The organism is Bradyrhizobium sp. Bra78 (genome assembly GCF_024519855.1).
Lineage (GTDB): Bacteria > Pseudomonadota > Alphaproteobacteria > Rhizobiales > Xanthobacteraceae > Bradyrhizobium > Bradyrhizobium japonicum_G.
In genome coordinates this window covers 51229-76462 of sequence record NZ_JALJRE010000017.1, presented here as the reverse complement: position 1 = coordinate 76462, position 25234 = coordinate 51229, and the positions used below count along the sequence as shown (strand labels likewise).

Here is a 25234-nt window from a genome sequence, read left to right as displayed (position 1 = left end):
TCACCCAATTGCCATCCGACCGTGGCAGCCCGGCAACGCTAGTCAGTGACGCAGAAATACTTACGCGGCAGCCTCCGATAGGCACTGTAGCGGTAATACGGCCTGTAGGCGTAGCCGCGATAGAGCGCCGGCGGCTCCTCGCCGTAATAGGCGCCGTGATAGAAATTGATCACCGGCCCGTCAGCGCAGCGATGAGCCTCCCAGGTCGGGCCGATGAAGGGCGCCACCCCGGTCTCGGGCGGCACCGCCGGGTACGGCCCGCCGGCACGGGCGGGAGCTGCCGCGATCAGGGTCGCCACAAGGAAAAACCACGCGCTCCGCATCCGCCCGCTCCAAGCCGGTGCCATGCGCGCATGGAAGCACCGGATCGGCCAGCTCCGCAATCGCGGAATTCACCGTGCTCGGCGCCCGGCGCATTGTTGATAACCGGCGCAAACGCCGCCCGGGTGGTGACAGGACGTACCGACGTGTTATCGGGTGAAGACGCAGTTGCGAGACGGATCGGATACCCATGCGCATTACCCTCGTCGGCTCCCGCCATTTCGGCGTGACCACCCTGAACATGCTCCGGGAGCACGGCGTCTCGATTGTGCGCGTCGTGGTAGCCGACCCCGAGGATCGACTTGCCGCGACCGCCAAGGCGGCGGGCATCGAAGTCGTGGTGCAGGCCAACCCCAAGCTGGTGGTGGCGGCCGAGATCGCCCCCGACACCGATCTGATCGTCACTGCGCACAGCCACGCCCGGATCGGCAAGGACGCGCTCGCCGCGGCGAAGCTGGGCGGGATCGGTTATCACCCCTCGCTGCTGCCGAGGCACCGCGGCAAAGCCGCCGTGGAATGGACCATCAAGGAAGGCGATCCGATCGCCGGCGGCACGATCTATCACCTCGCCGACCGCATGGATGCCGGCGCCATCGCCGCCCAGGAATGGTGCTTCGTCAAGAAGGGCGAGACTGCGCGGGAGCTATGGGAGCGCGCGCTCGCTCCGCTCGGGCTCAAATTGCTGGCCGACGTGATCGACTATGCCAAGGTCCACAAGGCGCTCCCGTCCAAGGCTCAGGACGAGCAGTTCGCGACCTCGGCGCCAAGCCTGTCCTGAGCCCCTGTCTTGAGCCCGGTCCTGAGTCTCCGTCCTGACGTTTACCCTTAACGTCAGGGCGCTTTGATTCTGCTTCGAAAATTGCGGCCGGAACACAAATAAACCATTGTTTCCACAGGAACAATTTTCAATTTGGCATTGCAACAAATTTCCGTCACATTTCGCCCGAATAAGCGTCACCATATCAGACAGATTCAAGGACGGAATTCATGCGTTTTGCCCGCATCGCGGCGTTTTGTGCCGCCTCAATTGTTGCCTTCGCCGCTCCCGCTTTTGCCCAGACCCCTTACGACGGCAACTGGCAGGTCACCATCGTCACCAAGAGCGGCACATGCGAGCCGACCGCGAGTTCCTTGCTGACGGTCGCCGACGGCAAGATCACCGCTCCCGGCGCTAACGTTTCCGGCACCATCGGCAGCGGGGGTCTTGTGAAAGTTTCGATCAATGGTGCATATGCCAACGGTCAACTCAGCGGCAACGCCGGATCGGGGAAGTGGAATGGAGCATCTGCAGGCATACCGTGCAGCGGGCGGTGGGAAGCATCGCGCCAATAAGAAATTCGGGACCAGCGTCCTAAGCCGGCGGCTGCTGATCGCGGTCGCCGTTCTGTTTGTGGCCGGGATTGCCGGCTCCGAGAGCAAGGCTCAGTCCGGCCCGTTCGCTCCCATGGCGGGCAGCTGGAGCGGCTCGGGAACCGTCACTCTGGATGACGGCTCGACCGAGCGGATTCGCTGCCGGGCCAAATACGCTCCGATCGGACCGACCATGGAGATGTCGTTGACCTGCGCCAGCGACGCCTACAAGTTCAATCTCGGAGCCAACGTCAAGGCCGAGGGCAGCGCCATCACCGGTAGCTGGTCTGAAGCCAGCCGGAACATCAGCGGCTCGCTCCAGGGCCGCGGCGGTGGTGGGAGCTTCGAGGTGGTCGCCTCCGCTGCGGGCTTCAATGCCAACATCGCGCTGAGGACGAGCGGCAACAAGCAAACTGTCACGATGCGCGCGGACAGCCAGTTCCGCGGCGCCAACATCTCGATGTCGCGCTAAGCGGCTACAGCCACATGACAATCGATCCGGTGCCCCCGCCGGATCGATTTTTTTATGCGTTCGGCACGAATGCCGTGACCTCGATCTCGACCTTGGCGCGCTCGTCCACGAGGCCGCCGATATAGAGCAAGGTCGAGGGCGGGAAATTGCGTCCCAGCGTTTCCTTCCAGCCCGCGCCGATACCGGCGCCGGCGGCCTCGTATTCGCTGCGGCTGGTCAGGTACCAGGTCAGGCGGGCGATGTGCTCCGGGCCGGCCCCGGCTTCGGCGAGCAGCTTGATGATCCGCTTCAGCGCGGTTGTCACCTGCCCCGCCATGTCAGTCGCGTAATTGCCGGTCTCGTCGCCGCCGGTCTGTCCGGCCAGCACCACCCACCGGCCCGGTCCTTCGACCACAACGCCATGGGAAAAGCCGCGCGGTTTCGTCCACTCGGCCGGCTGCAGGATGTGCATGAGCTGTTTCTCCCGTTTCGCTCGTTGACCTTCCCTTAGCACGCACCGGCGCATCGCTGCATCCGCAGTTTTGGCCGTTGCAAACCCAATTGATGTCGCGGATACCAGCCTCCCCTCCAACGCCCCTCTTTCCTTCCGCATTCCGCGCCAATGACCACTCCTCCGTCCAAATCGATGGCTGCATTGTGGATGGCTGGCTGGCTGTCGCTGACACTGGTGATGGCGGTCGCGGGGCGCGAGGCTGTGCGCGTGATGAACGTCTTCCAGGTCATGGAAGTGCGCTCGCTGCTCGGCCTCTGCATGCTCTATCCGATGATCCGGCGCGCCGGCGGCTTCGGGACGCTCAGGACGGGTCGCCTGCCGCAGCACATCGCGCGCAACCTGATCCACTACGTCTCGCAGCTCGGCTGGTTCTTTGCGCTGACGCTGATTCCGATCGGCCAGGTGGTGGCGATCGAGTTCACGATGCCGATCTGGACCGCGATCCTCGCCGCCAGCTTCCTGTCCGAGCGCATGACATCGTGGAAGATCGCTGCGATCGTGCTCGGCCTCGTCGGCGTGATCGTCATCGTGAGGCCCGCGACCGGCGAGATCAATCAGGGCCAGTTGATCGCGCTCGGCGCGGCGGTCGGCTTCGGCGTGTCCATGGCGTTGGTCAAATCGCTCACCCGCACCGAGAGTGCGCTGGCGGTCCTGTTCTGGATGCTGGTGGTGCAGTCGGTCGCGGGCTTCCTGCCGGCGCTTTATGTCTGGGCCTGGCCGCCGACTTATGTCTGGGGTTGGGTGGCGGTGATCTCGGTCTGCGGCACGTTCGCGCATTATTGCCTTGCCAGCGCGATGCGTTATGCCGACGCGACGGTGGTGGTTCCGATGGACTTCCTGCGGGTTCCTCTCACCGCGACAGCCGGCTGGCTGCTGTATTCAGAACGGCTCGACGGCTGGACCGTGCTCGGCGCCGCGCTGATCCTGTTCGGCAACCTCCTGAATTTGAAGCCGGCCGGCCCGGTTACTGCACGCGCGCAGTGAACCCGCGCGCGGCCTCGCGCGACAAAACAAGTGGTCGAGCGTGATTTGGATCACGTTGGAGGAGCATTCCATCGTGCAACACTCGGCCGCCAAGCAACGGGTTGCGGTCGTTTTGCTTGCACGGAGCCGGGCGATTTCGTGTAGGTTTGCGGCCAATTTGTTGCTGCCTGCAATTCGATTCTGTTGGGGATTTCAGATGCGCACTCTCACCCTCCTCGCTTCGCTGATGTGCATGGCACTGTCGGTCAGCGCCGCGAAGGCCGACCGCCGTGTGGCTTTCGTCGTCGGCAATGGTACCTACAAAAACGTCGCGCAATTGCCGAACCCGCCGATCGACGCCAAGGCGATGGCGGCGACGTTGCGCAATGTCGGCTTCGAGGTGATCGAGGGATCCAACCTCACCCGCGACCAGATGACGGAGAAGCTGCTGGACTTCGGCCGCAAGGCGCAGGGCTCCGACGTCGCGGTGTTCTATTATGCCGGCCACGGCATCGCCGTCGGCGGCAGCAACTACCTCCTGCCCGTCGACGCCGACATCAAGTCGGAGATGGACGTCAAGTTAGGGGCCGCCATCAACATCGACCTGACGCTCGAGCAGACCATGGGCGATGCCAAGGTCAAGCTCGTCTTCCTCGACGCCTGCCGCGACAATCCGTTCGCCGCCAAGATCAAGTCGAACTCCGCGACCCGCAGCGTCAACGTGCAGAGCGGTCTTGCCGAGATGAAGTCGGGCGAAGGCACGCTGATCGCATTCGCCACCGGACCCGGCCAGACCGCGCTCGACGGCCAGGAGGGCAACAACAGCCCGTTCACCCGCGCTCTGATCGACAACATCACCAAGCCCGGTGTCGAGATCCAGCAGGCGATGACGTCGGTGCGCGCCCAGGTCAATGAGGAGACCCACAAGGGCCAGCTGCCCTGGGGCCACACCAACCTGATCGGCGCGGTCTATCTCAACCAGGCCCCGACCACCCAGGTTGCCAATGCGGCGCCGACGGCCGCGGGTGTCGTGCCGGCGGCGACCAGCAGCTCGGATGGTGTCGAGCTCGAATACTGGCGCTCGGTCAAGGAGAGCAACAAGCCGGAAGAGCTCAACGCCTACCTCTCCGCCTACCCGAACGGTCAGTTCAAGGCGCTGGCGCTGGCGCGGCTCGCCGCGGTCAAGAGCGGCCCGTCGACGACGACCCGAAACCTGAACGCTGGTGTCGACCCCGCCACCTTCACCGACGATGCGAGCCAGCTCACCGAGGACCAGATCGGCCTCGACAAGGGCCAGCGCCGCGACGTGCAGCGCCGTCTGACCGGTCTCGGCTTCGACACCAAGGTCACCGGCGCCTTCAGTGAGGATACCCGCACGGTGCTGAAGCGCTGGCAGGCCGCCCGCGGCTATCCGTCGACGGGCTACCTGAACAAGCTCCAGCACAAGGCTCTGCTCTCCGAGATCGTGGCCGCGCCGGCCACGGCGAGCGATGAGAGCGCGAAGCCGGCCCGACGTGCCCCCGCACAGGCCCAGAGCGCCCCGGCCCCCCGTCACAACGGCGGCGGCGATGCCGGCGCGGCCTTCGTCGGCGGTGTCGTCGGCGGCATGATGGGCGGCATGTTCCGCCGCTGAGGCGCAAGGCCAGATCCAAAGACGCAAGAGCCCGGCTTACGCCGGGCTTTTTCTCTTTCCGCCCGTCATGGTGAGGAGGCGCAGAGCGCCGTCTCAGACCATGAAGACCCCTGCCTCTCCAGTGGTCATCCTTCGAGACGACCGCTCCGCGGTCTTACTCAGGATGAGGACCGTGTGTGCTCCAGAAAGAGCCCCTACTTCCCCGCCGCCTTGCGCAGCGCATCGTTGATGCGATCCTGCCAGCCGGGACCGCCCCCCTGGAAGAACTCGAGCACGTCCTGGTCGATGCGCAGCGTGACCTGCTCCTTGATGCCTGGCGCCACGTTCTGCTTCGGCGGCGCCGCAGCGACCTTGGCCGTCACCTTCTTGAACGCCGCCTCGGCTTCGGTCCTGGCATCGCCGAGCGTGCGCGGCCGCCTCGGTGGTTGATCCGCCATGTCCTAGATTCCCTCAAACAGAGCCGTCGAAAGATACCGCTCGGAGAAAGACGGCACTATAGCCAGGATGGTCTTTCCCGCAGTTTCCGGCCGCTTGCCGATCTCGAGGGCCGCCGCGATCGCCGCGCCAGACGAGATGCCGCCCGGAATGCCCTCATGCCGCGCCAGCGCGCGCGAGGTCTCGATCGCCGTCGTCGAGTTGATCTTCACGATCTCGTCGATCACGGCGCGGTCGAGAATGTCGGGGACGAAGCCGGCGCCAATGCCCTGGATCTTGTGCGGTGTGTGCTGGCCGCCGGAGAGCACCGGGCTCTCCTCAGGCTCGACCGCGACCACGCGCAGCGAGGGTTTGCGCGGCTTGAGCACCTGGCCGACCCCGGTGATGGTGCCGCCGGTGCCGACGCCGGCGACGAAGAAATCGATGGTACCGGCGGTGTCGTTCCAGATCTCCTCTGCCGTGGTGCGGCGATGCACCTCGGGATTGGCGAGGTTCTTGAACTGCTGCGGCATCACCGAATTCGGTGTCGTCTTCAACAACTCTTCAGCCGTCGCGATCGCGCCCTTCATGCCTTGCGCGGCGGGCGTCAGCACCAGCTCGGCGCCGAGAAAGGCCAGCATCTTCCGCCGCTCGATCGACATCGATTCCGGCATGACCAGCTTGAGCCGATACCCCCGTGACGCCGCGACGAAGGCCAGCGCGATGCCGGTGTTGCCGGAGGTCGGCTCGATCAGGACGGTGTCGGGCTTGACGATGCCGGCCTTCTCCATCGCGATGATCATGGCGGCGCCGATGCGATCCTTCACGCTGGCGGCCGGGTTGAAATATTCAAGTTTTGCCAAAATCGTCGCGTTCACGCCGTGCATGCCCGGCAGCCGTCGCAACCGAACGATCGGCGTGTCGCCAAAAGCCTCGACGATCGAGTCATAAATTCGGCCGCGACCTGGTTGGTGCGCCGCACCCCTGTTGGACGATGCGTCCATGATGAACTCCCTCTGGCAACAATTCGCGCTTCTATCGTGGCCCTTGCGCAGTTACGGACAGCTGGCGGCGACACGCAAGCGGCAATGGGGCACATGTTAAATACGCTGCATCGCAAAATCGCGTGAGCATTAATTATCAGAAAACCAACGCATTTGTGTTGCGACCTCGTCAACTGATTCTGTTTATGTTAGACTTACGTCTCAAAGCAGGGAGGTCACCACGATGTCAGCAGTCGCTGAAGTGTTGTCGACCGTCGCACACCAGCGCGATCCGCGTTGTAGCGAGTTGCCCACGTGCCCCGTCTGCGCCGACTCCATGGTCGCCGCCGAAGCGTCTGCATATGTGTCGGACCACATGATCAGCTACCTCTGGACGTGCGACAATTGCGGCTATGGCTTCGTGACGAAGCACATGGTCAAGCAGCGCCTCGTGTGCAACTGACGCCTGCGACGCTCTAGCTAGCGCGGGGCGATGTCGCCCCTCGCCCAGTCTTCACGCGTACGCTGATAGAACTGCTCGAACGTTCCGTGCGCGATCGCGTCCCTGATGCCCTGCATCAGGAACTGGTAGTAGGCGATATTGATTTCGGACAGCAGCATCGCTCCCAGCGTCTCGCCCGCCTTCACGAGATGGTGCAAATAGGCGCGCGCGTAATTGCGCGCCGACGGCCAGGAACTCTCGTCATCGAGCGGACGCGGATCGTCGGCGTGGCGCGCGTTGCGCAGATTGACCTGGCCGAAGCGCGTGAAGGCAACCCCATGCCGGCCATTGCGCGTGGGCATCACGCAGTCGAACATGTCGATGCCGCGCTTGACCGCTTCGAGGATGTCGTCGGGTGTGCCGACGCCCATCAGATAGCGCGGTCGCTCTCGCGGCAGCAGCGGCGCGGTCTCGTCGATCATTGCCAGCATCACGGCCTGCGGCTCGCCGACGGCGAGACCGCCGATCGCGTAACCATGGAAGCCGATCGCGACGAGTCCTTCGGCGCTGGCATGGCGAAGCTGCGGCACGTCGCCGCCCTGCACGATGCCGAACAGCATATAGCCGTCGGGCGCGCTCTCGAAGGCACGCTTGCTGCGCTCGGCCCAGCGCAGCGACAATTGCATCGCGCGGTCGATGTCGGCGCGCTCGGCCGGCAGCCGCACGCATTCGTCCATCTGCATGGCGATATCGGAGCCGAGAAAGCGCTGCACCTCGATCGAGCGCTCCGGCGACAGCTCGACCTTGGCGCCGTCGATATGCGAGCGGAAGGTCACGGCATGTTCGGTCACCTTGCGCAGGTCCGACAGCGACATCACCTGGAAGCCGCCGGAATCCGTCAGCATCGGCCCGTTCCAGCCGGTGAACCGCTGCAAGCCGCCGAGCGCCGCGATCCGCTCGGCGCCGGGACGCAGCATCAGATGATAGGTGTTGCCGAGCACGATGTCGGCACCGGCCTCGCGCACCTCGCGCCAGTGCATGCCCTTCATGGCGCCGGCGGTTCCGACCGGCATGAAGGCGGGCGTGCGCACGACGCCGTGCGGCGTGGTCAGGCGCCCGGTGCGCGCGGCGCCATCGGTGGCAAGCAGTTCGAAATGATTGGGCAGATCGGTGTCAGGGCGATTCATGGCGGTGCTTATTGCGTGTCGGAGGAAGCCGATCAACCCGCTCAGGCGATGCTGCGGCCGGCTTGTGCCTCATACCGGGACACAATCGACGAGCCCAGAAGCGCCCCCGCGCTTGCTAAACAGAACGATACAGTGTAGTTTTATCCGTGGGGCCGGACGAGCTGCCGCGGCAAGGTTGCCGGCGGCGGTACAAGCGTGATCGCCAGCCACCGACGATGCCCTCCCCTTCGAGTTCGACTGACGCGTCCGGCCACCTGCTTGGCTGGATCAGGCGAACAGGCGCCCGCCTGATCGCATTCCAGCTCCTCGCGTGCAGCCTTGCGCTGGGCGCCTGCACGACGTTGCCGCGGACGCCCTACACGGCGGCCGATGCCGGCAATTCGCGCGTGCTCGATATCGACGGCTTGAGGCGCTACGCCGACGAGCCCATCACGAAATTCAGCTTTCCGGCGACGAGGAGCTATCTGGCGCTCTCCGGCGGGGGAGCCGACGGCGCCTACGGTGTCGGCGTGCTCAGCGGCTGGAGTGCGGCCGGCACCCGCCCGACCTTCTCCGTTGTCTCCGGCGTCAGCACCGGCGGCCTGATCGCGCCCTTTGCGTTTCTCGGTCCGCAATACGACGATACGCTGAAAGACGTCTACACCAGCGGCATCGCCGAGAGCCTGCTGAACGACCCCAGCATCATGCGGGTCCTGTTTGGCTCCGGCCTGTTCGGCAACACTCGGCTGCGCGAGCTCGTTGCGCGCTATGTCGGGCCGGAGATCCTGGCTCAGGTCGCGCGCGAATATGCCAAGGGCCGACGGCTGCTGGTCGTCACCACCGATCTAGACACCCAGCGCACCGCGATCTGGGACATGGGCAAGATCGCAGCGGTCGGCACGCCCGAGGCGCTCGAGCTGTTTCGCGACGTGATGGCGGCCTCCGCCAGCATACCCCTGGTGTTTCCGCCCATCATGATCGACGCCGAAGGCCAGGGCCGCAAGTTTCAGGAGATGCACGTCGACGGCGGCGTGACGGCCCCAGTGCTGACATTGCCTGAAGCCCTGCTGTTCCAGGGCAGTCGCCTGCCCGGCAATGCGAGGATGGACATCTACATCCTCGTCAACAAGAAGATCGAACGCAACTTCGAGCTCGTCTCCAACAGCACCATCGACGTCGCCTCACGCAGCCTGTCGTCGATCACCCAGTCGCAGACCCGTTCGATCATCTTCTCGACCTATGATTTCGCCAAGCGCAACCACCTGGGATTCCACCTCTCCTACATCGCGCGCGACTATCCGGCGGCGCCTTCGGAAGGATTCGACACCGCCTATATGCGGGCGCTTTATCAGTACGGATACGAGAAGGCGGCTTCGGGCCAGGCCTGGACTTCGACACTTCCGTGATCTGTCGCGACGGAACGACGCCATGCGAAAACCGTTGAAGATGCGGCCAATTCGGCCAGATTCGCCATGACGCCCCGGTTGCTGCGCGTTATAGAGCAATGACTGATGTCACGACCGCGCAGGAATCATTGGGCATGGGATTGACTGCGACCAGGACAAGAGCGGCTGCGCCGCGGCGCGAGGTGCCTAAATCGCGCGGCGGCCGGCCGACCAAAACCGCCGCGATCGAGCGCGATCAGCGCCTGATCGAGGTCGCGACCCGCCTGTTCCTGGACCGCGGCTTCGACGCGACCTCGCTCGATGCAGTCGCCGAAGCGGCGCGGGTGAGCAAGCCGACCGTCTATTCCCGTTATGGCGACAAGCGTGGCCTGTTCGCGGCGGTGCTGAGGCGCGAGATCGCGCGGTGGCTTGCGCCGCTGTCGGCAGCCGCCGAGACGCAGCTCTCCAGCGGCTCGGACATTTCCGTCGAGCAGCGGCTGGTCGAGATCGGGCGCGAGATGCTGACATTCACCTGCGGTCCCGATGCCGTCGCCTTCAGCCGCATGATGACGTCACAAGCCATCAACTTCCCCGACGTGGCCAAGCTGGGCAAGGAGGAAGGCTGGCTCAAGGCCGTCGCCACCACGGCGCGTTTCTTCGACCAACTGGCGGCGCAAGGCGCGCTCGACGTCGACGACACCACTATCGCGGCGGAAGTTTTCCTCGACGTCGTCGTCGGTCACACCCATCGCATGGCGACGTTCGGAACGGCGCTCGAATTGAAGCCCGCGGAAAAGCGGATGCGGGCTGCGATCAAGCTGTTCCTGGCCGGTGCGATTGGACCTGCGGACCGCGTCCGGGACGCGGCCAAGGGCACGCCGCGGCGGCGCCAGTCCCGCTGACAATTCCGTGAGGTTGCGCCCTATTCCCCGGAGGGATATGCCCGCACGATTGACCAAAATAAAACGATACGGTATGGTTTAGTTATAGGGCGATACGGACCGCTTTTTCACCAGCCCCAAGAGGTCCGCACCGCTTGATCGCCGCACCGGGTGCAGCCCGTAGCGACGTTCCGCGGCCGGCCGATGCCCAAGGTCGGCCGCGACTTCTTTCGGATGATCGGGCCAGCGAGCCGGTCGGAGGTTTCGAACATGAAGCCAACCAAACGATGGACCTTGCCGTTGCTGGCGATCAGCTTGTCTGCGCTCCTTGTTGCGGCGCCGGCGCGGGCGATCGTCACCGCGGGCACGCCGACCACGCTTCACAGCGACACAGATGGTGATGCCGAAGCGGATCGCCAGGCTGTCAGCCGAGAGATCGAACGCTTCCGCAGCTCGTCGATCTCGATCCGCCAGGCCATGGCGATTGCGGAAGCCCGCCACACCGGCGCCACCACGGCAGATGTGAGTTTCGATGGAGCCTCCGGCGTGCCGGTCTACCGGGTGAAGACCCTGCACAACGACCGGATCTGGCGCCACACCATCAATGCCACGACCGGCGAGTTCGTCGGCGGAGAAGCCGCCCTCCCCTTGGCCGAGCTCGACGGCGACGATCGCAGCAACCTCGCAGCGCTGGGCGCCATCCGGCAACGGCTTACCGATGCGGTGCGGGTCGCCGAACGCGCGGCCTCGGGCAAGGCAATCAGCGGCGGGCTGGTGCGCGAAGGCGGACGGCTCAATTTCGCGATCGTCGTGATCAGCGGCGACGACCTCAAGGAGGTCATCCTGGAGCCGCCGGGCGCCCGGGCCAAATAGCGACAGGTCCCTCGCGCGGCCGCAATCCTGCCGAAAAGCCATTGACGGGCGCAAAACTCTCCCCCATAAGTCGCCGCCATGATCACGACCACCAAACGCACGACCAAAACCACCGCGGCCTTCGGGGCCCGGGGAGGCGTGCGCTTATAGTCGTCGACTAAAACGCAATCAGCTCTACCGAAGCCCCGCCCACGATGGTCCGGGGCTTTTTTGTTGTCTTGATCTCAATGCAATGGAGGAGAATGTGAGTAACGATCCCGTCGTCGCGATTGTCGGCGTCACCGGTGCGGTGGGCGCCGAATTCATCGCCACCATGGACAAGCGCGGCTTTCGCGTCGGCAAGCTCAAGGCGCTGGCCAGCGCCCGCTCGGCCGGCAAGACGGTGTCGTTCCGTGGCCAAAACGTCGTCATCGAGGAGCTGACCGAGCGCGCCTTGGACGGCGTCGACATCGCGCTGTTTTCCGCCGGCGGCAGCATCTCCAGGAAGTTCGCGCCGCTCGCGGTCAAGGCCGGCGCCGTCGTGGTCGACAACTCCTCCGCCTTCCGCATGGATCCGAACGTGCCGCTGGTGATCCCGGAGGTCAACGGCAAGCGTATCCGCGATCACAAGGGCATCATCGCCAACCCGAATTGTGCCGCGATCACCGCGCTGGTGCCGCTGTGGCCGATCCACCAGAACAACCGCATCAAGCGCGTGATCATCTCGACCTATCAGGCCGCGAGCGGCGCCGGCGCCGCCGCGATGGAGGAACTCGTCGAGTCCACCCGCGCCAATCTCAACGGCCAAGTCTATACGCCCAGGGTGATGCCGCACCCCTACGCCTTCAACCTGTTCAACCACAACACCGCCATCGATCCCGAGACCGGCTACAACGACGAAGAGACCAAGGTCATCAAGGAAACCCGCAAGATCTTCGAGGACGAGGCGATCGCGATCGGCGTCACCTGCGTGCGCGTGCCGGTATTGCGTGCCCATTGCGAGGCCATCACCTTCGAATGCGAGAAGCCGATCAGCGAGGACCAGGTCCGCGCCATCATGGCGCAGGCGCCCGGTGTGAAGGTGGTCGACGACCGCGCAAGGAACTATTTCCCGATGCCGATCGACGCCTCGGGCCAGGACGAAGTTTTGGTCGGCCGCATCCGCAAGGATCTCAGCGATCCCTCGGGTCATTCGATCTCGATGTTCGTGGCGGCGGATCAGTTGCTCAAGGGCGCGGCGCTGAACGCGGTGCAGATCGCCGAACTCTTGCCGCAGCGCGTGATGGCGTGAGTTGACCAGCGGACAGGCGGCGCCAAGCGTCCGCCTGTCCTACGCGCGCCGCTTCAATGCCTGTTTCATCGCAAGCCTGACTGGAACGTCGACGAAAACGGTGGCTGCGTACGCCGCCGCCAAGACAACCGGTAGTGCGGCAAGCCCGACGATTGCGGATCGGGTCCCGAGATGCTGCGCGCAGACCTCCACCACATGGAACGTCACGACCTGCAGGACATAGATCCCGTAGGACAGCAGTCCGAGGGTCTGCATCGTATTCGTCAAGGCGCCGCTCGGAGGATCAAATCGCGCGCAGATCATGATGGCCAGCGGAAATACGACGATGACGGAGAGCAGGCTCAACGCGAGATCGAGACCTCCGGGAAAACCCGTTGCGAGAACAACGCTGACGAGAGCAAAGGCCCCGATTGCCATTCCGGGACTCGCCGGCGGCAATCGGGCCTTTTCATAGAATCGGTAGATCAGGACCCCCGCAAAGAACGAGAACCCGACCCGGATCACACCCGCGCCCATGGTTTCCCAGGTCGGTCCGCCGCCGAGAACTCCCCGCTTGCCGACTTCGATGCCGAACCCGAGCCATCCCGTGATGGCGCAGACCACAAGGCCAAGCGCGAAGCCGCTGACGAGCCAGATCAGGGTTTTCGTCTCGAGCCGTGGTCCGAAGGCCGCGAACAGCAGGTTTGCCGCAAGCTCGAAGAACAGCGACCAGGCGGCGAAGTTGAACGGGTAGAGATCGGCGCCGGGATGACCGGGATTGGGGGTCGGCAGCATCAGCGCGCTGCAAAGGAGGCCGAGGATCATTTGCGCCGGATCCGGCACGCCATCTGCAAATTGCCCGAGGAGGAAAGGCAAGGAGACGAGGAACGCCAGAGCGTATAACGGGTATAGCCGCTGCAGCCTGTCGAGCATGAAAGACCGGACCGACAACCCCTGGCGGAAGCGTTTTCGATAGGCGTGCTCCAGCACGAAGCCCGACAGAACGAAGAACAGATCGACAGCCAGATAGCTGTTCCTCATCCATCCGGTCGACCCGGCCGGGACGTCCCAGAGGAACGGAGCATGCCGCAGGGCGACCATGATTGCCGCGATACCCCGCAACCCGTCGAGTGCGACGAATGTTCGTTCCGTGAACGGGGCCATTGCGGTGGGCGTTGCCGGGCTCGGCAAGTGTGCGGTTCCTCAGCTGATCGACGACGCCGGCTGGCGAACCCTCCCCGCCCGGCAAACCGCCCGCATCGGGAACACCTCGATCGTCCATCAAATCGGCACGACGATACGCTCAATTACTTGCGAAACAGCAAACATGCCTCGAACCTGGCGGCGCGGCGCTAATCCTGCGAGCGGAACAGCAGGCAGGCATCCCCATACGAGTAGAACCGATAGCCATTCGCGATGGCATGCGCGTACGCCTGCTTCATCGTCTCCAGCCCCGAGAATGCCGACACCAGCATGAACAGCGTCGACTTCGGCAGGTGGAAATTGGTCATCAGCACGTCGACGGCGCGGAAGCGATAGCCGGGGGTGATGAAGATCGACGTCTCGGCCGCAAACGGCTGGATGGTGCCGTCCACGCTCGCGGCGCTTTCAAGCAGCCGCAGCGACGTGGTGCCGACGGCAATGACGCGGCCGCCGTTGTTTCGCGCGATGTTGAGCCTCGCAGCCGTTTCGGCCGAGATCGTGCCCCACTCGGCATGCATCTTGTGGCCTTCGGTATCGTCCACCTTCACCGGCAGGAACGTGCCTGCCCCGACATGCAGCGTCACGCGGTTGAGGCCGACGCCGCGCGCGCGCAGCGCCTGCTCCAGCGCGGGCGTGAAATGCAGGCCCGCGGTCGGCGCGGCAACGGCGCCCTCGTTCGCCGCGAACATGGTCTGGTAGTCGGCAAGGTCCTGATCGTCGGGCGTGCGCTTGGAGGCGATATAGGGCGGCAGCGGCGGGCTGCCGAGATCGGCGATCGCCTGGTCGAGCGCCGGGCCGTGGAACGAGAAGCCAAGCGTCACCTCGCCCTCGGCGCCCTTGGCCTCGACCTCGGCGTCGAGATGGCCGAGCAGGCAGACCTTGCCCTCGTTGCCGAAGCGGATGCGATCGCCGGCGGCAAGTTTCTTGGCGGGCTTAACCAGCGCCTGCCAGCGCGAGCCGTCGATGCGCTTGATCAGCGTCGCCTCGATCTTCGGCTCGGTCTCGCGGCCGATGCGCCGGCCCTTCAATTGCGCCGCGATCACCTTGGTGTCGTTGACGACGAGCTGGTCGCCGGAGCGGAGCCAGTGCGGCAGGTCGGCGATCGCTTGATCGCGCAGCGCGCCGCCTTCCACGACCAACATCTTGGCGGAGTCGCGCGGGCTTGCCGGGCGCAACGCGATGCGCTCGGCAGGCAGGTCGAAATCGAAGAGATCGGTGCGCATGTCGGGCTCAGCGCCACACAGTCAAACAAGGTGAGGAGGCGCTTAGCCCGCCTCGAACCATGAAAGCCGAGCTGCAGCAGCGGGGCCTTCATCCTTCGAGACGCGCGTTCCGCGCTCCTCAGGATGAGGGGCGAGCAATTATTCCGCGTCCGCGGCCATCCGCGCCTTGACGATCTTGTCCGGGTTCTGCACCGGCTCGCCGCGCTTGATCTTGTCGACGTTCTCCATGCCCTCGGTGACCTTGCCCCACACCGTGTACTGGTTGTCGAGGAAGCGGGCGTCGTCGAAGCAGATGAAGAACTGGCTGTCGCCGGAATCGGGGCTCGCGGCGCGCGCCATCGAGGTGGTGCCGCGCACATGCGGCTCCTTGTTGAATTCTGCCTTCAGCTTCTTGCCGGAGCCGCCGGTGCCGGTGCCCTGCGGGCAGCCGGTCTGCGCCATGAAGCCGTCGATGACGCGGTGGAACACGATGCCGTCGTAGAAGCCCTCGCGCACCAGCTCCTTGATGCGCGCGACATGGCCGGGCGCCAGATCAGGCCGCATCTCGATGGTGACGGGGCCCTGCGTGGTCTCGAGGATCAATGTGTTTTCGGTGGCGCTCATGCTCGTCTCTCTTGCGTTGGGGGTGAAGTCTTCCGGCTACGGAACTGGATCGTAAATGGACGCCCTGCGGCGGCGCCGGCCATCGCATCGGTAAATGGCATCGGCGTGCAACGTTGCAACGCCTCCATCACTGCGATCCGGTATTGCAGCCGGTCATCGTCGGAGGCCTCCGCGGATTCATAGGTAATCCTCGGATGGCCCAGAATGTTTCCGGACCGGTTAAAGCTCACGACGACGGTGATGTCGAGTGGGCGAGCCTTGGCCGGCGGCGGCGGCTTCCAGCAGGTGCGCAGATGCCGGAAGATGTCCTGGATGGTGTTGACCTGCGCGTCCTCGGCAGTCGCGGGACAGGCGCCGAGCAGCAGCGCAGCGGCGATCAGCAGGAGCTTGCCGCCGCAGCGCGTCATCGCCCTCTCCTATTTGATGTCGGAGGCGACCTGCACCTTCACCATCTTGTCGGGATCGGTGACGGTGCCGCTGCTCGATCCGGGCGGCGCCTTCTTCAGCTTGTCGACGACGTCCATGCCCTGCACGACCTCGCCGATCACTGTGTACTGGTTGTCGAGGCTGCCGCCGTCGGCGAACATGATGAAGAACTGCGAATTGGCGGTGTCGACGCTGTCGCCGCGCCGCGCCATCCCGACGATGCCGCGCGCAAAATGCACCTTGGAGAATTCCTGCTTCAGGTTCGGGTATTTCGAGCCGCCGGTGCCGTTGAAGTTCTGGCCGTCGCCGGTCTGCGCCATGAAGCCGTCCATGACGCGGTGGAACGGCACGTTGTTGTAATAGCCCTCGCGCGCGAGCTGCTTGAGGCGCTCCGCATGCTGCGGCGCCAGGTCGGTCCTCAGCTTTATGACGATGCGGCCCTTGGTGGTGTCGATGACGAGCGCGTTGGCCTTGTCGAGGTTCGCCGGTAGTTGCTGCGCCACCGCCGGGACCGCGCTGACGAGCGCGGCAACGATCGTGGCAAGAATTGCGAGACGACGGATCATGAAAACTCCGGATCAGGTGAGATGAAGAAGTGCGCCGTTATCCGGCGAATTTGGCCTTGAGCAGACTTGCTACGAGCGGCGGCACGAAGGTCGAAACATCTCCGCCCATGCCCGCGATCTGGCGCACCAAAGTGGCGGTGATCGGGCGGACCATGGGAGAGGCCGGCAGAAACACCGTGTGCACCTCCGGCGCCATGGCCTCGTTCATTCCGGCAAGCTGCATCTCGTAGTCGAGGTCGGTACCGTCGCGCAGGCCGCGAATCATGATGGTCGCGCCATGCTTGCGCGCGGCCGTCACCGACAGATCGTCGAACGTCACAGTCTCGAGCACGCAGCCGGCCTGCACTGCGACCGGCCCGCAGACGTCCTCGAGCATCTTCAGCCGCTCCTCGGTCGAGAACAGCGGCTTCTTGCCGGGATGGACCCCGATCGCGACAACGAGCCTGTCGCACAGGGACACGCTGTGCCGGACCACGTCCAGATGGCCGTTGGTGATGGGGTCGAAGGAACCGGGATAGAAGGCGATGCGCGGCATAGCTCCCTCCTACCGCGCCCGGCCCGGCCCGGCAAGCCGGGCAGGTTCCCCGGCGTTATTTCCGCAAAACCATGTCGGATTCCGCGAATTGTTTCGTCCTGAGGGCGGCCACGAAACAAAGGACGCGCGAACGAAACCATTTCCCGTGCCGGCGAAGACGTCCGGAAACTGGCCATGGTTACTAATCCGGCCAACGAACGACGGGCCGCACACTGGGCGTGGCGGCCACATCACAGGGGACCGTCAATGATCAAGGCTCTTTCAGCGATCGCCATCTCTGCATGTGTTGCTGCCGCCCTCACCATCCTGCCCGGCTTTGCCCCGACCGTCGAAGCCAGCGTGCCGCAGCCGCTCGCCAAGAGCGACCGGCTCGATATCCGCACCATCGGCAAGGACTGCTCGCAGCAGGCCTGGCCGAACTTCGAGGCATCGTGCCTCCGTCAGGCCGGTACCAAGACCAACATCCGCGAGGCTCGCCTCGTGACCGCCGACCGCACCCCGTAGTCGCGTCTGTCAGCTTCGCGTCCGGTTACCCTCAAGATAAACCCCATGGATATTTGCGACGTCCCGTCGCAGACTGGGTGATGCTCGCGCCCTGCGGAATGGCCCGCCGGGCGTGAACCCATCGGGGGGTCGACCGTGTCCAGTACGCCCGCAGTCGCTTCCGGCCACCATCCCGCGCCTCTGCCGATTGCGATGACCATGGGCGCCCTTGGGGTGGTCTATGGCGATATTGGCACCAGCCCCCTCTACGCCCTGAAGGAAGCAGCCAAGGCGGCGGCCCATGGCGCTGCTCTCGCTCCCGACGCCGTGCTGGGGATCGCATCGCTCATCCTCTGGGCACTCTTGCTGATCATCTCGCTGAAATATGCGCTCCTGATCCTGCGCGCGGACAACCGCGGCGAAGGCGGCATCGTGGCGCTGCTGGCGCTGCTGCATGCCCGCAATGCCCTGCCGGGGACATGGCGCGCACATCTTTTGGTAGTCGGCCTCGTTGGCGCCGCGCTGCTCTATGGCGACGGCGCCATTACCCCTGCGATCTCGGTGCTCAGCGCCATCGAGGGCCTCAAGGTCGACGCGCCCTCGCTCGCGCCTGTGGTGGTACCCATCACGGTGGCCATCCTGATCGGCCTGTTCATGATGCAGAAGCAGGGCACCGGATTCATCGGCCGCATCTTCGGACCGGTGATGCTGGCCTGGTTCGTGGTGCTCGCCGTGCTCGGCATCCACGGCATCGTCAAGGCGCCGGCGGTGCTGGCCGCGCTCAGCCCGCTCTATGCCTTCGACTTCCTGATCCACCAGGATTTCCATGTCTCCTTTGCAATCCTCGGAGCCGCCTTTCTCGCGGTGACCGGCGGTGAGGCCATGTATGCCGACATGGGGCATTTCGGTCGCCTGCCGATCCGGCTGGCCTGGTTCGCGATCTGCCTGCCCGCGCTGGTGCTGAACTATTTCGGCCAGGCCGCGCTGCTGATCACCGACCCCACGATGATCGAGAATCCGTTCTTCCAGCTCTGCCCCGACGCCCTGCACTATCCGCTGGTCGCGTTTTCGGCTGTTGCGACCGTGATCGCCTCGCAGGCGATCATCTCCGGCGTGTTCTCGCTGACCCAGCAGTCGATCCAGCTCGGCTTCCTGCCGCGCATGCAGATCCGTCACACCACGAGCGATGCGATCGGCCAGATCTACGTGCCCCTGGTGAACTGGCTGCTCGCCGCCGCGACGTTGGGTGCGGTCCTCAGCTTCGGCACGTCGGACGCGCTCGCCGGCGCTTATGGCATCGCGGTGTCGCTGCTGATGGCGATCACCACGCTGCTTGCGGCACTGGTCGCGATCCAGTGGGGCTATTCGCCGTGGCTCGTGGTTGCCGTGAACGGATTCTTCTTCGTGATCGACGTGATCTTCTTCTCGGCCAATTCGATCAAGCTGTTCGAGGGCGGCTGGTTTCCGCTGCTGCTCGCGGCCTTCGTCGCCTTCCTGATGCTGACCTGGCGCGCCGGCGTGAAGCTGGTCGAGGCCGCGCGCGCGAAGCTGCGCCAGCCCGAGGAGGATCTGATCGAGACCGCGGTCAACAAGTGCCACACCCGGTTGCCGGGAACGGCGGTGTTCCTGGCCTCCGCGCCGCGCGGCGTGCCGCTCGCGCTGACCCAGTTCGTCAAGCACAACCACGTGCTGCACGAGCGCGTGCTCCTCGCCACCGTGCTGATCGAGGAATCCCCGCACATCACGGACGAGGAGCGCGCGGAGGTGATCGAGATCATCCCCGGCATCACCCGCATCATCCTGCATTACGGCTTCATGCAGAACCCGACGATCTATGAGGGGCTGACGCTGACCTGCCGGCAGGGCAAGCTGCCCGGCATCGACCTCTCCGACATCACCTATTACGTCGGCCGCGAGACCATCATCCCGCGCGAGGACGTGCCGGGCATGTGGGTCTGGCGCGAAACCGTGTTCGCCTTCCTACAACGCAACGCCGAGCGCTCGGCCGCGTTCTTCGGCGTGCCGACCAAGCAGGTGGTGGAGTTCGGCACGGAGCTGGAGATTTAAAGGGTGAGTGGCGAATAGCGATTGGAGTTGTACACCCTATTCGCCACTCGCTATTCCCCATTCGTCCCGTTCCCGTTCTCGGCCTCTTCCGTGATGTGCTCGACCGAGACGACGTGCTCGTCTTCGGCGGTGTCGAACACGATCACGCCCTGCGTCGAGCGGCCGGCGATGCGGATGCCTTCGACCGGGCAGCGGATCAGCTGGCCCTTGTCGGTGACCAGCATGATTTGATCAGCATCTTCGACGGGGAAGGACGCGACCAGATTGCCGTTGCGGTTGTTGACGCTCATGGCGACGATGCCTTTGCCGCCGCGGCCCGTGGTGCGGTATTCGTAGGATGAGGTCCGCTTGCCGAAGCCGTTGACGGAGACAGTCAGGACGACCTGCTCCTGCGCCGACATCTCGATGTAGCGTTCCTGGGCCAGCTGGAAGCTGCCCGAAGTTTCCTCCGCCTCGGCGTCCGCTGCAGGCTCCTCGGCCACGGCTTCTCCGGCGACCGCACGGCGCATCTTCAGGTACGCCGAGCGCTCGTCCGAAGAGGTCTCGACATGGCGCAGGATCGCCAGCGAGATCACCTTGTCGCCCTCGCCGAGCGCAATGCCGCGCACGCCCATCGAGGTGCGCCCGGTGAACACGCGGACATCGGTGACGGGGAAGCGGATGCACTGGCCGGCGGCGCCGGTCAGCAGCACGTCGTCGCGCTCGGTGCAGATCTGCACGTCGACGATGGCTTCATTGTCGTCGAGCTTCATCGCGATGATGCCGGAGCGGCGGACGTCGACGAAGTCGGACAGCTTGTTGCGGCGGACATTGCCGCCGGTGGTCGCGAACATCACGTCGAGGTTGCCCCAGGTGGACTCGTCCTCCGGCAGCGGCATGATGGTGGTGATGCGCTCGCCCTGCTCCAGCGGCAGGATGTTGATCAGAGCCTTGCCGCGCGCGTTGGGCGCCGCCATCGGCAGGCGCCAGACCTTCTCCTTGTAGACCTGGCCGCGCGACGAGAAGAACAGCACCGGCGTATGCGTGGAGGCCACGAACAGCCGGCTGACGAAATCCTCGTCGCGGGTCTGCATGCCGGCGCGGCCCTTGCCGCCGCGGCGCTGGGCCCGGTAGGCCGACAGCGGCACGCGCTTGACGTAACCGGCATGTGACACGGTGACGACCATGTCCTCGCGCTGGATCAGGTCCTCGTCCTCGACCTCGCCTTCCTGCTCGATGATCACGGTGCGGCGCGGGGTGGCAAACTCGGCCTTCACGTCGGCAAGCTCGGTCTTGACGATGTCGAGCACGCGCGCGCGTGAGCGCAGGATGTCGAGATAATCGGCAATCTCGCCGGCGAGCGTGTCGAGCTCGTCGCGGATCTCGTCGCGGCCGAGTGCTGTGAGGCGCTGCAAACGCAGATCGAGAATGGCCCTCGCCTGCTCCATCGAGAGCCGGATCGTGCCGGCCTCGCTGATGCGATGGCGCGGGTCGTCGATCAGGGTCAGCATGTCCTCGACGTCACGGGCCGGCCAGTCGCGCGACATCAGGGTATCGCGCGCGGTGGTCGGGTCGGGCGAGGTGCGGATGACGCGGATCATCTCATCGATATTGGCGACTGCGATCGCGAGGCCGACCAGGATATGGGCGCGGTCGCGCGCCTTGGCGAGAAGGAACTTGGTGCGACGCGTGACGACCCGCTCGCGGAAGTCGACAAAGATGGCGAGCAGGTCCTTCAGATGCATGATCCGCGGACGGCCGCTGTCGAGCGCAACCATGTTGACGCCGAAGCTCGTCTGCAGCGGCGTAAATCTGTAGAGCTGGTTCAGCACCACGTCGGGCACGGCGTCGCGTTTCAGCTCGATGACGACGCGGAAGCCGTCGCGGTCGGATTCATCGCGCAGGTCGGCGATGCCCTCGATCTTCTTCTCCTTGACCAGTTCGGCGATGCGCTCGACCATCGTCGCCTTGTTCACCTGGTAAGGAATCTCGGTGACGATGAGCGCCTCGCGCTCCTTGCGGATGGTGTCGATCGTGACCTTGCCGCGCATCACCACCGAGCCGCGGCCCAGATGGTAGCCGGCGCGGATACCCGCCCGTCCGAGAATGATGCCGCCGGTTGGAAAATCCGGGCCGGGAACGATGTTGATCAGCTCGTCGATGGTGAGCGCGGGATTGTCGATCAGCGCCACGCAGGCATCGATGACCTCGCCGAGATTGTGCGGCGGGATGTTGGTCGCCATGCCGACGGCGATGCCGCCCGCGCCGTTGACGAGAAGGTTCGGGAACTTGGCCGGAAGAACCGACGGTTCGGTCTCGTTGTTGTCGTAGTTCGGCTGGAAGTCGACGGTGTCCTTGTCGATATCGGCCAGCAGGGCCAGCGCCGACTTGGTCAGCCGCGCTTCGGTGTAACGATAGGCGGCCGGGGGATCGCCGTCGACCGAACCGAAATTGCCCTGGCCGTCGATCAGCGGCACGCGCATCGAGAAGTCCTGCGCCATCCGGACCATGGCGTCGTAGATCGACTGGTCGCCGTGCGGGTGATACTTACCGATGACGTCGCCGACCACACGCGCCGACTTGACGTACTTCTTGTCCGGCGTGTGCCCCTGCTCGTGCATCGAGTACAGGATGCGGCGGTGCACAGGCTTCAAGCCGTCGCGGGCGTCAGGCAGCGCGCGTGCCACGATCACGCTCATGGCGTAGTCGAGATAGGACTTCTTCATCTCCTCGAAGATGGAGACGGGGCGAATGTCCGAGGGTTGCGCCGGCTGGTCGCCGGGCTTGTTGTCGTCGTCGTCAGCCAAGGGGGAATCCGATGAGGTTTATCTGGGAATCATATAGCGCATCAGGCCCCTGATAACCACCCTCGCGGGGGTCAAGGGAAGCGCTTTTTCCGACTGTTTTTCCAGAGACTTACGTGCTCCGCGCCACCACCTTGAACGGGGCCGGATGCGCCGCCGGGAGCCGCCCTCTTACGCGCCGAAAATCACCCGATGCATGATGCGTCCGGGCACCAGCGTGAACAGGCCCGCCACAACCAGCGCGCCCGCGAAGACGAGGATCATGATGCGCCGGTGATCGGCAACGCGATGGGTGCGCGCCCGCCACACCGCCAGCGGAAGCATCACCAACGTGAAGATCGACAACAGGTGGATCGGACTGAACGGCCCGACCAGGCGGATCTGGTGGATCCAGAACGACGATGCAGCCACCACCGCCATCAGCGCGACCCAGATCCACCCGATCGTCCGGTGCGGCAACGTGCCCTTGGGAGCCGCGAACTGGACCAGGCCCAGCAGAAAGGCCGCCATCGCGGCAAATGCGTGCAACGGAATGGCCGGAGCAGCCTCAAGCAGCGGCGCAAGGCTCATTGCGAGGCTTCCCCCGTTAGAGGCGCGAGCCATGTAAACAGGATTAACATCAAGTTAATACCATTCACATGACTGCCCGTCAAAAGCTTGAAGCAGCACATGAGGCAAGCCCGGGAAACCCGAGCCTTACCCGCAAATTGGTAAGAAATCCTGCCGCATCACGCGAGCAAGGCGACGTTAAGGACGAAGCGCCCCGCCGCTCAGAACGGGATATCGTCGTCCATGTCGCTGTTGCGGCCACCGCCGCCAGCGGCAACGGGACGGCGCGGTGCGCTGCTGACTGGACCGGAGGAGCCGAAATCGCCGGCCGGCTCATCGCCGAAGCTGCCGCCTCCCGCGCCGCCACTGCGGCCATCGAGCATCGTCAGGGTCGAGTTGAAGCCCTGGAGCACGACCTCGGTGGAGTACTTCTCGACGCCCGCCTGGTCGGTCCATTTGCGGGTCTGGAGCGCGCCCTCGATGTAAACCTTGGCGCCCTTCTTCAGGTACTGCTCGGCGACCTTGCACAGCCCTTCATTGAAGATCACCACGCGATGCCACTCGGTCTTTTCCTTGCGCTCGCCGCTGTTCTTGTCGCGCCAGGTCTCCGAGGTGGCGATGCTCAAATTCGCGATCGGCCGCCCGTCCTGGGTGCGGCGGATTTCAGGATCCTTGCCGAGATTTCCAACCAGAATGACCTTGTTGACGCTTCCCGCCATCGCCGCTCTCCACTCCGAATGCCACTGAATTTAAAAAGGCCGGCCCGCTCCCCGCGTTCCGCTGCCCCTGTTGAGGCGACCCTATACGCTCGCCGGACGCTTGCGGACGCCGATCACCGCGCCACCCCTCAGGTTATCCCCACATATAGCATCGACCTCCGGTTTGTTCCAGATTTGTTCTTGCAAATGACGGAGCCGAAGGGGCGGCCTTGAGCGGCCAGCGTCCTGCGGAAGGCAGGCGCAAACATGGAACTTTTTCGGGTTCCCTGAAAAGAGCAAAACAACTTAACATTCAGCAAGTTATCGCGGCTCCGCCGATCTGCGACTGTGGCATTTCGGCGACGGACTCTGTCCCTCGCTCGGACTAGGCTTGCCTTGGAATTAATGCATTTGGGCCTCGCGCCTGATCAAACCGCTTCGGGGATTTCAAGAAGCGGACGAACCTGGGGAAACTTGCAATGAATAAGATCCTGATTGGTGCAATCGGTGCAGTGGCGTTGAGCCTGTCGGCTCCCGCCAGCGCGGCGGACATGGCCGCGCGTCCCTACACCAAGGCTCCGGCGCCGATGGTCGCCGCCATCTACGACTGGAGCGGCTTCTACATCGGCTTCAACGGCGGCGGTGGCACCAGCCACAAGTGCTGGGACGGCGATGTCGGCGGTGGCGTTTTCGTCGGCGAAGGCTGCCACAACGCGGTCGGCGGCACTGCCGGTGGCCAGGTCGGCTACCGCTGGCAGTCGGCCAATTGGGTGTTCGGCCTCGAGGGCCAGGGCAACTGGGCCGACTTCTCGGGTGACAACATCAGCGCGATCACCGGCCTGCGCGATCGTTCAAAGATCAACGCCTTCGGCCTGATCACCGGCCAGGTCGGCTATGCCTGGAACAACGTCCTGCTCTACGTCAAGGGCGGCGGCGCCGTCGTCGGCGACCGCTACCGCAGCTTCGACGTCGTCTCCGGCCTCGAGGTCGACCGGGCCGACGAGACCCGCTGGGGCGGCACCGTGGGCGCAGGCATCGAGGTAGGCTTCGCACCGAACTGGACCGTGGGCTTCGAGTACGACCACATCTTCCTCGGTAACCGCACCATCGGCTTCACCGGCTCCGGCAATTTCCTGTTCGCGCCGCTTGGCGCTGCCACACGCTCAGATCGCATCAGCCAGGACGTCGATATCGGCCTCATCCGCTTGAACTATCGCTGGGGTGGCCCGATCGTCGCGAGGTACTGAACCTACTGATATCATTCAAAGACTTGAAGGCCGGCCTCGCGCCGGCCTTTTCGTTTCTGTTCCCCTTGAGGAACAATAGGTCAGCACTTGCTACATTTTCAGGCTGCTGTGGCTGATGGGACACACAACTTGCGGCTTTGCTGGTGTAAGCACGACATCAGTTGGACGAGAGCGTCCGATACCCCTTCCCGATCGTGGAAGGCACAAACAGAAACTGGGACTGGGA

General features: G+C 64.5%; 27 protein-coding genes. 13 read left to right on the top strand and 14 right to left on the bottom strand.

Translation table 11 applies throughout. The features are described from left to right. Window positions 1–38: 38 nt before the first annotated feature. A complete protein-coding gene (locus OC450_RS29980; RefSeq protein ID WP_211386372.1) occupies window positions 39–323 on the bottom strand; it encodes a hypothetical protein in 285 nt (94 codons plus the stop codon). A gap of 188 nt (window positions 324–511) precedes the next feature. Here OC450_RS29980 and OC450_RS29975 point away from each other — a divergent pair, with 188 nt between their 5' ends. From OC450_RS29975 to OC450_RS29965, 3 genes are all read left to right on the top strand, one after another. Continuing rightward, a complete protein-coding gene (locus OC450_RS29975) occupies window positions 512–1099 on the top strand; it encodes a formyltransferase family protein (protein WP_211386371.1) in 588 nt (195 codons plus the stop codon). 209 nt (window positions 1100–1308) lie between these two features. Next, window positions 1309–1653 (top strand): hypothetical protein, encoded by a 345-nt coding sequence (locus OC450_RS29970; RefSeq protein WP_211386370.1) that lies wholly within the window; start codon window positions 1309–1311, stop codon window positions 1651–1653. After that, window positions 1598–2143 (top strand): hypothetical protein, encoded by a 546-nt coding sequence (locus tag OC450_RS29965; protein WP_211386369.1) that lies wholly within the window; start codon window positions 1598–1600, stop codon window positions 2141–2143. The genes OC450_RS29970 and OC450_RS29965 overlap by 56 nt, the downstream gene beginning before the upstream one ends. 52 nt (window positions 2144–2195) lie before the next feature. Here the strand turns inward: OC450_RS29965 and OC450_RS29960 are convergent, their stop codons facing one another. Further along, window positions 2196–2594 carry a RidA family protein gene (locus OC450_RS29960; RefSeq protein WP_262049202.1) on the bottom strand — a complete coding sequence of 133 codons (399 nt, stop codon included), beginning with the start codon at window positions 2592–2594 and terminating at the stop codon, window positions 2196–2198. 150 nt (window positions 2595–2744) lie between these two features. Here OC450_RS29960 and OC450_RS29955 point away from each other — a divergent pair, with 150 nt between their 5' ends. Both OC450_RS29955 and OC450_RS29950 read left to right on the top strand, forming a co-directional pair. After that, window positions 2745–3620, top strand: coding sequence for a DMT family transporter (locus OC450_RS29955; RefSeq protein ID WP_211386367.1), 876 nt, complete (start codon window positions 2745–2747; stop codon window positions 3618–3620). A gap of 196 nt (window positions 3621–3816) precedes the next feature. Beyond that, window positions 3817–5232, top strand: a complete 1416-nt coding sequence (locus OC450_RS29950; protein ID WP_262049201.1) for a caspase family protein — start codon at window positions 3817–3819, stop codon at window positions 5230–5232. A gap of 194 nt (window positions 5233–5426) precedes the next feature. Here OC450_RS29950 and OC450_RS29945 read toward each other — a convergent pair whose 3' ends face one another. Further along, on the bottom strand, window positions 5427–5669 hold the full coding sequence (locus OC450_RS29945; protein WP_256806623.1) for a BrnA antitoxin family protein: 243 nt from the start codon (window positions 5667–5669) through the stop codon (window positions 5427–5429). 3 nt (window positions 5670–5672) lie between these two features. Next, window positions 5673–6650, bottom strand: coding sequence for a cysteine synthase A (gene cysK / locus OC450_RS29940; RefSeq protein ID WP_262049200.1), 978 nt, complete (start codon window positions 6648–6650; stop codon window positions 5673–5675). Between the two features lie 223 nt (window positions 6651–6873). Here cysK and OC450_RS29935 point away from each other — a divergent pair, with 223 nt between their 5' ends. Continuing rightward, a complete protein-coding gene (locus OC450_RS29935; protein WP_211386363.1) occupies window positions 6874–7092 on the top strand; it encodes a hypothetical protein in 219 nt (72 codons plus the stop codon). 17 nt (window positions 7093–7109) lie between these two features. On the opposite strand, the gene tgt is transcribed toward OC450_RS29935, so the two are convergent. Then, window positions 7110–8258, bottom strand: a complete 1149-nt coding sequence (gene tgt, locus OC450_RS29930; RefSeq protein ID WP_211386362.1) for a tRNA guanosine(34) transglycosylase Tgt — start codon at window positions 8256–8258, stop codon at window positions 7110–7112. 215 nt (window positions 8259–8473) lie between these two features. On the opposite strand from tgt, the gene OC450_RS29925 reads away from it, so the two are divergent. From OC450_RS29925 to OC450_RS29910, 4 genes are all read left to right on the top strand, one after another. After that, complete coding sequence (locus tag OC450_RS29925; RefSeq protein WP_262049199.1) at window positions 8474–9643, top strand: patatin-like phospholipase family protein; 1170 nt, start codon at window positions 8474–8476, stop codon at window positions 9641–9643. 134 nt (window positions 9644–9777) lie between these two features. Continuing rightward, window positions 9778–10524 (top strand): TetR/AcrR family transcriptional regulator, encoded by a 747-nt coding sequence (locus OC450_RS29920; RefSeq protein ID WP_211386360.1) that lies wholly within the window; start codon window positions 9778–9780, stop codon window positions 10522–10524. A 249-nt stretch (window positions 10525–10773) separates the two neighbouring features. Then, the gene (locus OC450_RS29915; RefSeq protein ID WP_211386498.1) at window positions 10774–11376 is read left to right on the top strand and encodes a PepSY domain-containing protein; all 603 of its coding nucleotides are present in this window, start codon (window positions 10774–10776) and stop codon (window positions 11374–11376) included. 232 nt (window positions 11377–11608) lie between these two features. Further along, on the top strand, window positions 11609–12646 hold the full coding sequence (locus OC450_RS29910) for an aspartate-semialdehyde dehydrogenase (RefSeq protein WP_262049198.1): 1038 nt from the start codon (window positions 11609–11611) through the stop codon (window positions 12644–12646). 39 nt (window positions 12647–12685) lie between these two features. On the opposite strand, the gene OC450_RS29905 is transcribed toward OC450_RS29910, so the two are convergent. From OC450_RS29905 to coaD, 6 genes are all read right to left on the bottom strand, one after another. Next, entirely contained in the window at window positions 12686–13816 is a 1131-nt protein-coding gene (locus OC450_RS29905; protein ID WP_262049197.1) for an acyltransferase family protein, read from the bottom strand. 161 nt (window positions 13817–13977) lie between these two features. Further along, window positions 13978–15051: a tRNA preQ1(34) S-adenosylmethionine ribosyltransferase-isomerase QueA gene (queA, locus tag OC450_RS29900; RefSeq protein WP_262049196.1), complete on the bottom strand. Its 1074-nt coding sequence runs from the start codon at window positions 15049–15051 to the stop codon at window positions 13978–13980. A gap of 138 nt (window positions 15052–15189) precedes the next feature. Next, window positions 15190–15654: a peptidylprolyl isomerase gene (locus tag OC450_RS29895; RefSeq protein WP_028144513.1), complete on the bottom strand. Its 465-nt coding sequence runs from the start codon at window positions 15652–15654 to the stop codon at window positions 15190–15192. Next, complete coding sequence (locus OC450_RS29890; protein ID WP_211386356.1) at window positions 15651–16061, bottom strand: hypothetical protein; 411 nt, start codon at window positions 16059–16061, stop codon at window positions 15651–15653. Before OC450_RS29890 ends, OC450_RS29895 begins: the two co-directional genes overlap by 4 nt. A 9-nt stretch (window positions 16062–16070) precedes the next feature. Further along, window positions 16071–16646, bottom strand: a complete 576-nt coding sequence (locus OC450_RS29885; RefSeq protein ID WP_211386355.1) for a peptidylprolyl isomerase — start codon at window positions 16644–16646, stop codon at window positions 16071–16073. Window positions 16647–16683: 37 nt separating this feature from the next. Beyond that, a complete protein-coding gene (gene coaD, locus OC450_RS29880) occupies window positions 16684–17181 on the bottom strand; it encodes a pantetheine-phosphate adenylyltransferase (protein WP_211386354.1) in 498 nt (165 codons plus the stop codon). Window positions 17182–17427: 246 nt separating this feature from the next. On the opposite strand from coaD, the gene OC450_RS29875 reads away from it, so the two are divergent. Then, complete coding sequence (locus OC450_RS29875) at window positions 17428–17685, top strand: hypothetical protein (protein ID WP_211386353.1); 258 nt, start codon at window positions 17428–17430, stop codon at window positions 17683–17685. Window positions 17686–17877: 192 nt separating this feature from the next. After that, window positions 17878–19731, top strand: a complete 1854-nt coding sequence (locus OC450_RS29870; RefSeq protein ID WP_256806912.1) for a potassium transporter Kup — start codon at window positions 17878–17880, stop codon at window positions 19729–19731. Window positions 19732–19781: 50 nt separating this feature from the next. Here OC450_RS29870 and gyrA read toward each other — a convergent pair whose 3' ends face one another. From gyrA to OC450_RS29855, 3 genes are all read right to left on the bottom strand, one after another. Further along, a complete protein-coding gene (gene gyrA, locus OC450_RS29865; RefSeq protein WP_211386352.1) occupies window positions 19782–22517 on the bottom strand; it encodes a DNA gyrase subunit A in 2736 nt (911 codons plus the stop codon). Window positions 22518–22685: 168 nt separating this feature from the next. Continuing rightward, a complete protein-coding gene (locus OC450_RS29860; protein WP_211386351.1) occupies window positions 22686–23084 on the bottom strand; it encodes a DUF2306 domain-containing protein in 399 nt (132 codons plus the stop codon). Between the two features lie 200 nt (window positions 23085–23284). Further along, on the bottom strand, window positions 23285–23782 hold the full coding sequence (locus tag OC450_RS29855) for a single-stranded DNA-binding protein (protein ID WP_211386350.1): 498 nt from the start codon (window positions 23780–23782) through the stop codon (window positions 23285–23287). A 458-nt stretch (window positions 23783–24240) separates the two neighbouring features. On the opposite strand from OC450_RS29855, the gene OC450_RS29850 reads away from it, so the two are divergent. Next, on the top strand, window positions 24241–25008 hold the full coding sequence (locus OC450_RS29850) for an outer membrane protein (RefSeq protein ID WP_211386349.1): 768 nt from the start codon (window positions 24241–24243) through the stop codon (window positions 25006–25008). Window positions 25009–25234: the final 226 nt, after the last annotated feature.